Below are 7,781 nucleotides of genomic sequence, written 5' to 3'. Positions count from 1 at the left end.
GAAAAGAACAAGATAAACGCCGCCGACAAGAAGAAGACCAAGCAGCAGACCGACGCAACAACGACCAGGGCCACTGCCGACGACACCGGCCTCACCGCAGAGGACCAGGACGGCGCCAACCGCCGCGCGGTCACCGTCGACAGCGTCGACAGGCAGAAGCTCGATCCGGGCGCGGAGCGCACCGCATCGATCGAAGGCCAGAAAATCAAGCCCGAGGACGACCCCTTCGCCGCCACAGGCATCAAGGTCGGCACCTTCGTGTTCAAGCCGACGCTCGAGCAGGGCCTCACCGCGACGTCCAACGCCGATGCCAGTAGCGGCGGCAAATCGGCGCTACTGTCGGAGACGGCGCTGCGCTTCACCGCTGCGTCCGACTGGCGCGAGAACTCGGCCACAATCGACGGCTACGGCATTTTCCGCAACACGGTCTCGGGCCAGAAGATCAACGATGCGCAAGGCCGCATCGAAGGCCAGCTCAACGTCGACCTCGACAATGAGCTGCGCGCCATCGCCAAGCTCGGCTACGAGGCGGTGCCTGAATCAGCCTCCTCGCCGGATGCCATCGCCGGCGTCACCTCGCAGCCGCTGCGACAGACCGTCGACGGCAGCCTCGCCATCGAGAAGGATGCCGGCAAGATGCGCTACGCGCTGACTGGCGCGATCACGCATGACTTCTTCGGCGACGCCAACCTTTCGGACGGCACCACGCTGTCGCAGAGGGACCGCGATTCGACGCTCTACAGCGCAACCTTGCGTACCGGCTACGAGGTTTCACCGGCCATCACGCCTTTTGTCGAGGTGGAGGCCGGGCGACGGATCTATGATCTGCGCCTCGACAGCAACTTGTACGAACGCTCCTCGACCAGGCTCGGCGCGCGCGCCGGCCTCGAACTCGACATGGACGACAAGCTGTCGGGCGAATTCTCCGTAGGCTGGCTGCGCGAAGCGATCGATGACGACCGTCTGCCAGCCAACGCGGGACCGTACGTCAACGCCGATCTCAAATGGTCGCCCGAGCGCGGCACCATCGTCGGGCTCACGGGCAGGACCACCATCGAGAGCACGACGACGGCTGGGGAAAGTGGCGATGTCCTCTACTCGGGCCGGCTTACCGGTGAGCGGCGGATCCGCGCCAATCTGACGGCGAATTCAGCGCTTGGCCTCGACTGGCGCGACTATACCGGATCCGACGGCCATGACCTGATCTTGAGCGCCGAGGCCGGGCTGACATGGTGGCTCAACCGCTATGCCGGCCTCACCACAAGGGTCAGGACGGAGAAGTTGACCAGCAACCTGCCCGGCCGCGACTATGTCGCCAACAGCGTCTTCCTGGGGCTGAAGGTGCAGCGCTGAGGACGTGCCGGAATTCAGGCCAGGCCGGCCTGAATATCGATACGCCCTAGAATGCGGCGCCGCGCCGCGCCGACGGCTGCACCTCATCCAGCAGCGTGCGGATGACGCCGGCCATGCTGGCATTCATGTCGTTGCGCCACAGCGCGAAGGCGACATTGGCCTCGACGAAGCCTTCCGGCGAGCCGCAATCGAAGGTTCGGCCCCGGTAGTGGTAGCCGTAGAAGGGCTGCCGCTTCTCCAACCTCAGCATCGCGTCGGTGAGCTGGATCTCGTTGCCGGCGCCGCGTTCCTGGCCTTCGAGGATGCCGAAAATCTCCGGCTGCAGGATATAGCGGCCGTTGATGAACAGGTTCGAGGGCGCGGTGCCCGCCTTCGGCTTCTCGACCATGCCGGTGATGCGGAAGCCGTGATGCGTGTCCTCGCCGCGGCCGACGATGCCGTATTTATGCGCTTCGACCGGATCGCACTCCTGCACCGCGATGATGTTGTTGCCGGTCTCGGCATAGAGCTCGACCATGTCCTTCATGCAGCTCTTTTCCGACTGCATGATCATGTCGGGCAGGAGGAGCGCAAACGGTTCGTCGCCGACCAGTTCGCGCGCGCACCAGACGGCATGGCCAAGCCCCATCGGCACCTGCTGGCGAGTGAAGCTGGTCTGGCCCGGCGCCGGCTGCAGCCGCTGCAGTCGGGCAAGCTGGTCGTCCTTGCCGCGTTGGGCAAGCGTGTCGTAGAGCTCGAACTGGACGTCGAAATGGTCTTCGATGACCGCCTTGTTGCGGCCGGTGACGAAAATGAAATGCTCAATGCCGGCATCCCGCGCTTCATCGACCACATACTGGATGACCGGCCGGTCGACGACCGTCAGCATTTCCTTGGGAATTGCCTTGGTGGCGGGAAGGAACCGCGTGCCGAGACCAGCGACCGGGAAGACTGCCTTGCGAACTCTCTTCATGCTGCCAATTATCCGTTTGATTGCCTGCTCCGCAATCCCGTTCTGAGACATTTTCGCGCCGGAATCGAGACGTAAAGAACACCGGGTTACAAAACTTGCAGTGCGTAAAGCATCGTCGCGTCTTTTCGTTCCCGACCCCACCTATGGTAAACTAAATACTAACCGGGTTCGGCGATGAATGATCTTCCTGACATGAAGAAGGAGGAACAGATGTCCGTTCGCAGCACCGCAAAGCGCCTCGCAAGCGTCGTGACGGCGGCCAGCCTGTCGCTTGCCCTGCTGATGCCCGCGGGACCTGCTTTCGCCGATGCCGGATTCCGGCAATGGGTTGCCAGCTTCCGCGCCACGGCGGTGCAGAGCGGCGTCTCCGGTGCGATCTACGACCAGGCCTTCAGGAACATCACCGATGTCGATCCGGTGGTGCTGGAAAAGGCCCGCACCCAGCCCGAGTTCACGGCACCCGCCTGGGACTATTTCGACAACCGCGTGCACGACCAGTCGGTCGCCGTCGGCCAGCAGATGGCCAGGAAATGGAAGCCGTGGCTGGACAGGATCGAGGCGCGGTTCGGCGTCGACCGCAACATCCTGCTCGCCATCTGGTCGATGGAATCGAACTATGGCGAGATCCTCAAGCGCAACGACATCATGCGCAATGTCATCCGCTCGCTGGCGACACTTGGCTATGCCGACCCGCGGCGTTCGAAATTCGCCCGCACCCAGCTGATCGCGGCGTTGAAGATCCTGCAGAGCGGCGACATCGACGAAAGCCATCTCAGCGGCTCGTGGGCCGGCGCCATGGGCCACACCCAGTTCATCCCGACCAGCTACCAGCATTATGCCGTCGACATGGACGGCAACGGCAAGCGCGACATCTGGAACTCGATCCCCGATGCGCTGGCGACGGCCGCCAATCTGCTGAGGAAGAACGGCTGGCAGGCCGGCAAGACCTGGGGCTACGAGGTCGTCCTGCCGGCCGGCAAGCTTCCCGCCGGCTCGAAGACGCTGGCGCAATGGCAGGCGCTTGGCGTCGTCAGGGCCAACGGCAAGCCGTTCAAGAACGGCTCCGACAAGGCGACGCTGAAAGTGCCCGACGGCCGCGGTGGGCCAGCCTTCCTGATGATCAAGAATTTCTCGGTCATCAAGGCCTACAACAACGCCGACAAATACGCGCTCGCCGTGGGCCTTCTTGCCGACGAGATCGCTGGTGGCAGCGGCCTGGTGCAGGACTGGAAACGGCCCTTCACCAAGCTGAGCTTCGAGGAGCGGCAGGAACTGCAGCAACGGCTTTCCGAGCACGGCTACTATGACGGCAAGTTCGACGGCAAGATCGGCGAGGGATCGAAAGCCGCCATCATGGCCTTCCAGGCGAAGGCCGGCTTGACCCAGGATGGCTATCCGAGCATGGAAGTGCTCAAATGGCTCCGCAAGAAATAGGACCGCTTCAGGGACGGAGGAAGTGATTGGTTTCGGCTGGGCGCATACGGGCGATCGTTCGTCGCACGCCGATCCTGATCCTGGCCGTTGGCGTCCTGATGGTGGCCGCGGCCAGCGCCTTCCACACGCCCGCCATGGCGCAGGAGGAGCAGAGCCGCGGCTGGTCGCTGCGTGACTTGCTGTTCCCGCGCCGCAGCGAGCGCATCGAGCCGCCGCTCGACATCCAGAAGGCAAGGCCGAAGGCAAAGACCAGGAAATCCAAGCCGCGCCTCCCGGCAGTGCCACAGACGCCGATCGTCGAGAAGACGCCGGATGCCCGCGTCGTGCTTGTGGTCGGCGATTTCATGGCGAGCGGTCTCGGCGAGGGCCTGGACACCGCCTTCGCCGAAAACGCTGGCGTCAGGATCGCGGTGCGCAGCAACGGCTCTTCCGGCTTCGTGCGCGATGATTTCTACAACTGGCCAGAACAGATCAAAACGCTGATCGAGACCGAGAAACCATCGGTCGTCGTCGTCATGCTCGGCTCCAACGACCGCCAGCAGATGAAAGTCGGCGACGTGCGCGAGCAGCCGCGATCCGAGAACTGGACCAAGGAATATGAGCGCCGCACCGATGCGCTGGGCAAGGCCATTGCGGAGGCCAAGGTGCCGTTCCTGTGGGTCGGCATGCCGGCCTTCCGGTTGCCGAAGATGACTTCGGACATGCTGGCCTTCAACGACATCTACCGCTCGGCCGCCGAAAAGCATGGCGGCGAGTTCGTCGATGTCTGGGACGGTTTCGTCGACGAGAACGGCGCTTTCGTCACCACCGGCCCCGACATCAACGGCCAGGCGGTGCGGCTGCGCTCGGACGACGGCATCAATGTCTCGAAGGCCGGCAAGCGCAAGCTTGCCTTCTACACCGAAAAGTCGCTGGCCAAGATCCTCGGGCTGGCCGCGCCCGGAAGCGTGACAACGGTCTCCGCGCCGGCCGGCGCCCCGGTCGAAGCGCCGGCGCCCAATGCCGCTCCGATCGTGATCGACCGCACCGTGCCGATGCTGCTCGGCGATCCGGCGCTGGACGGCGGCTCCGAGCTTCTCGGCGCGGCGGCGCCCGCCAAGGCGAATCCGAATTTACCTGGCGAGAAACTCGTCATCGAGGGCAAGGCGCCCGCTGCCTCGCCCGGCCGCGCCGACGATTTCTCCTGGCCGCCGAAAACCCAGCCCGCAACGTCAGCCGCGACACCGGATACGACGACGGCTATCAACCCTTAACGAGGTAAAACGCTCGATCCCATCAGCGCCTCGTCGATCGAGCGCGCCGCCTGGCGGCCCTCGCGGATCGCCCACACCACCAGCGACTGGCCACGGCGCACGTCGCCCGCCGCGTAAAGCCTTTCGACGCTGGTCTTGTAGTCGCGGTCATTGGCCTCGACATTCTTCGAGCGGCGGCTGTCGGTGACGATCCTCATCTGTCCGTCCAGCTCGCTCGCCACGCCGGTGGCGGCCGGCCCGGCAAAGCCGATGGCGATGAAGGCGAGATCGGCGCGGATGACGAATTCGGTGCCGGCGATCGGCTTGCGCTTCTCGTCGACCTCACAGCAGCGGACGCCGGTCAGCTGGCCGTCCTCGCCGATGAATTCAAGCGTCGCCACCTGGAATTCGCGCTCGGCGCCCTCGGCCTGCGAGGACGAGGTGCGCATCTTGGTCGCCCAGTAGGGCCAGACGGCGAGCTTGTCTTCCTTCTCCGGCGGCTGCGGGCGGATGTCGAGCTGGGTGACGCGCACCGCGCCTTGGCGGAAGGCGGTGCCGACGCAGTCGGACGCGGTGTCGCCGCCACCGACGACGACGACATGCTGGCCGCTGGCGATGATCGGATGCGAGGGCCACGCCACCGACTGGATCGGCTCGCCGCCGACACGGCGGTTCTGCTGCACCAGATAGGGCATGGCGTCATGCACGCCACCGAGATCGTCGCCCGGGATGTTGGCGGCGCGCGGCGCTTCCGAGCCGCCGCAATAGAGCACCGCGTCATGTTCGGCGAGCAGTTCGGCGACAGGCTTGTCGACGCCGACGTTGACGCCGCAATGGAAGGTCACGCCCTCGCCCTGCATCTGCTCGATGCGGCGGTCGATATAGTGCTTCTCGATCTTGAAGTCCGGGATGCCGTAGCGCATCAGCCCGCCCGGACGACTCTCGCGCTCATAGACGTGCACGTCATGGCCGGCGCGGCCGAGCTGCTGGGCCGCCGCCATGCCGGCCGGGCCGGAGCCGATGACGGCGACGCGCTTGCCGGTCTTCTTCTCCGGCGGATAGGGCCGGATATGGCCGGTCTCGTAGGCCTTGTCGGCGATCGCCTGCTCGACCGTCTTGATGGCGACCGGAATGTCCTCGAGGTTCAGCGTGCAGGCTTCCTCGCACGGCGCAGGGCAGATGCGGCCGGTGAATTCCGGGAAGTTGTTCGTCGAATGCAGGTTGCGGATCGCATTGTCCCAGTCGCCATTGTAGACGAGGTCGTTCCAGTCGGGGATCTGGTTGTGGATCGGGCAGCCGGTCGGCCCGTGGCAGAACGGAATGCCGCAATCCATGCAGCGCGCGGCCTGCTTCTCGACCTCCTTGTCCGACATCGGCAGCGTGAATTCGCGGAAATGCCGGATGCGGTCGGAGGCCGGCTGGTACTTGTGCACCTGCCGGTCGATCTCAAGAAACCCTGTTACCTTGCCCATAGTCCAGTCCCTGCTGTCCGAAGGCACGCACTTGTCGGCGCACCCGTTAACCCCATAAGGCCGCCATGGCAACCGCAGTCCGGGGTCAGGATTGTTGGTGAGGATGGCGGCCGGAGATCCATCTCTCCGGCCCGTCCAATGCTTATTCGGCCGCCACGCTCATGCGCATGCGTTCCATCTCGATCAGCGCGCGGCGATACTCGACCGGCATGATCTTGCGGAATTTCGGCCGGAACGCCGCCCAGTTGTCGAGGATTTCACGGCCGCGCGCGGACCCCGTGTAATGGACGTGGTTCGAGATCAGCTGGTAGAGCCGCTCCTCATCGTGGCTGGTCATGTCGCCGGATACGTCGACACGTCCCTTATGGTCGAGGTCGCCGCCGTGATGGAGCAGCTTCTCCATCAGATCGTCCTCTTCCGGCACCGGCTCCAGCTCGACCATCGCCATGTTGCAGCGTTCGGCGAAATCGCCCTTCTCGTCGAGCACATAGGCGACGCCGCCCGACATGCCGGCGGCGAAGTTGCGCCCCGTTTTGCCGAGCACGACGACGATGCCGCCGGTCATGTATTCGCAGCCATGGTCGCCGACGCCTTCGACTACTGCCGCGACGCCCGAATTGCGCACCGCGAAGCGCTCGCCGGCGACGCCGGCGAAATAGGCTTCGCCCTCGGTGGCGCCGTAAAGCACCGTATTGCCGACGATGATGGAGTCAGCCGCGACGATCTTGGCCTCTTCCGGCGGGCGGATGACGATACGGCCGCCCGACAGGCCCTTGCCGACATAGTCATTGCCGGCGCCGACCAGCTCGAACGAGACGCCCCGCGCCAGGAAGGCGCCGAAGGATTGGCCGGCGGTGCCGGTAAGCTTCACCTGGATCGTGTCCTCGCGCAGCCCCTTGTGCTTGAAGCGCTTGGCCACTTCGCCCGACAGCATCGCGCCCGCCGAACGGTCGACGTTGCGGATCGGCAGCTCGATGGAGACGGCCTGCTTGGCTTCCAGGGCCGGCTTGGCCAGCTCGATCAGCTTGCGGTCGAGCACGTCGTCGATCGGGTGCTTCTGGCGCTCGGTCCAGTGCACCGCCTCGTGCGGCGCGTCCGGCTTGAAGAACATCTTGCCGAAATCGAGCCCGCGCGCCTTCCAGTGCTGGATTACGTCGCGCTTCTCCAGAAGATCGGTGTCGCCGATGATCTGGTCGAGATGGGTGAAGCCCATTTCGGCGAGCAGCGCGCGCACCTCTTCCGCCACATAGAAGAAGAAGTTGATGACGTGCTCGGGCGTGCCCTTGAAGCGCTTGCGCAGCACCGGGTCCTGCGTCGCCACGCCGACCGGGCAGGTAT

General features: G+C 64.8%; 6 protein-coding genes. 3 read left to right on the top strand and 3 right to left on the bottom strand.

Going from position 1 to position 7,781, the window contains the following annotated elements:
• Positions 1 to 1,353 (top strand): outer membrane beta-barrel protein (locus tag EN745_RS23135; RefSeq protein ID WP_127422352.1); only part of this gene is annotated, 1,353 nt, incomplete at its 5' end.
• 46 nt (positions 1,354 to 1,399) lie between these two features.
• Here the strand turns inward: EN745_RS23135 and galU are convergent.
• Positions 1,400 to 2,314 carry a UTP--glucose-1-phosphate uridylyltransferase GalU gene (galU, locus tag EN745_RS23130; protein ID WP_189363131.1) on the bottom strand — a complete coding sequence of 305 codons (915 nt, stop codon included), beginning with the start codon at positions 2,312 to 2,314 and terminating at the stop codon, positions 1,400 to 1,402.
• Between the two features lie 201 nt (positions 2,315 to 2,515).
• Here galU and EN745_RS23125 point away from each other — a divergent pair, with 201 nt between their 5' ends.
• Both EN745_RS23125 and EN745_RS23120 read left to right on the top strand, forming a co-directional pair.
• Complete coding sequence (locus EN745_RS23125; RefSeq protein WP_127392013.1) at positions 2,516 to 3,739, top strand: lytic murein transglycosylase; 1,224 nt, start codon at positions 2,516 to 2,518, stop codon at positions 3,737 to 3,739.
• A 26-nt stretch (positions 3,740 to 3,765) separates the two neighbouring features.
• Positions 3,766 to 4,992: a DUF459 domain-containing protein gene (locus EN745_RS23120; protein WP_127406159.1), complete on the top strand. Its 1,227-nt coding sequence runs from the start codon at positions 3,766 to 3,768 to the stop codon at positions 4,990 to 4,992.
• Here EN745_RS23120 and EN745_RS23115 read toward each other — a convergent pair.
• Positions 4,989 to 6,443, bottom strand: coding sequence for a glutamate synthase subunit beta (locus EN745_RS23115; protein ID WP_127422350.1), 1,455 nt, complete (start codon positions 6,441 to 6,443; stop codon positions 4,989 to 4,991). The genes EN745_RS23120 and EN745_RS23115 overlap by 4 nt on opposite strands.
• A gap of 142 nt (positions 6,444 to 6,585) precedes the next feature.
• On the bottom strand, positions 6,586 to 7,781 hold a 1,196-nt coding region (locus EN745_RS37165; protein WP_245487807.1), incomplete at its 5' end, for a glutamate synthase-related protein.

The sequence above is a fragment of the Mesorhizobium sp. M4A.F.Ca.ET.022.05.2.1 genome (genome assembly GCF_003998845.1).
In the GTDB taxonomy this organism is placed as follows: domain Bacteria; phylum Pseudomonadota; class Alphaproteobacteria; order Rhizobiales; family Rhizobiaceae; genus Mesorhizobium.
The sequence above is the reverse complement of the archived record's forward strand: the minus strand, read 5'-3'. Positions and strand labels throughout refer to the sequence as shown.

Excerpts from the sequence above, each read along its gene's own strand:
- EN745_RS23125 (WP_127392013.1), top strand. The coding sequence starts at position 2,516 with ATGTCCGTTCGCAGCACCGCAAAGCGCCTCGCAAGCGTCGTGACGGCG.
- EN745_RS23115 (WP_127422350.1), bottom strand. The coding sequence starts at position 6,443 with ATGGGCAAGGTAACAGGGTTTCTTGAGATCGACCGGCAGGTGCACAAG.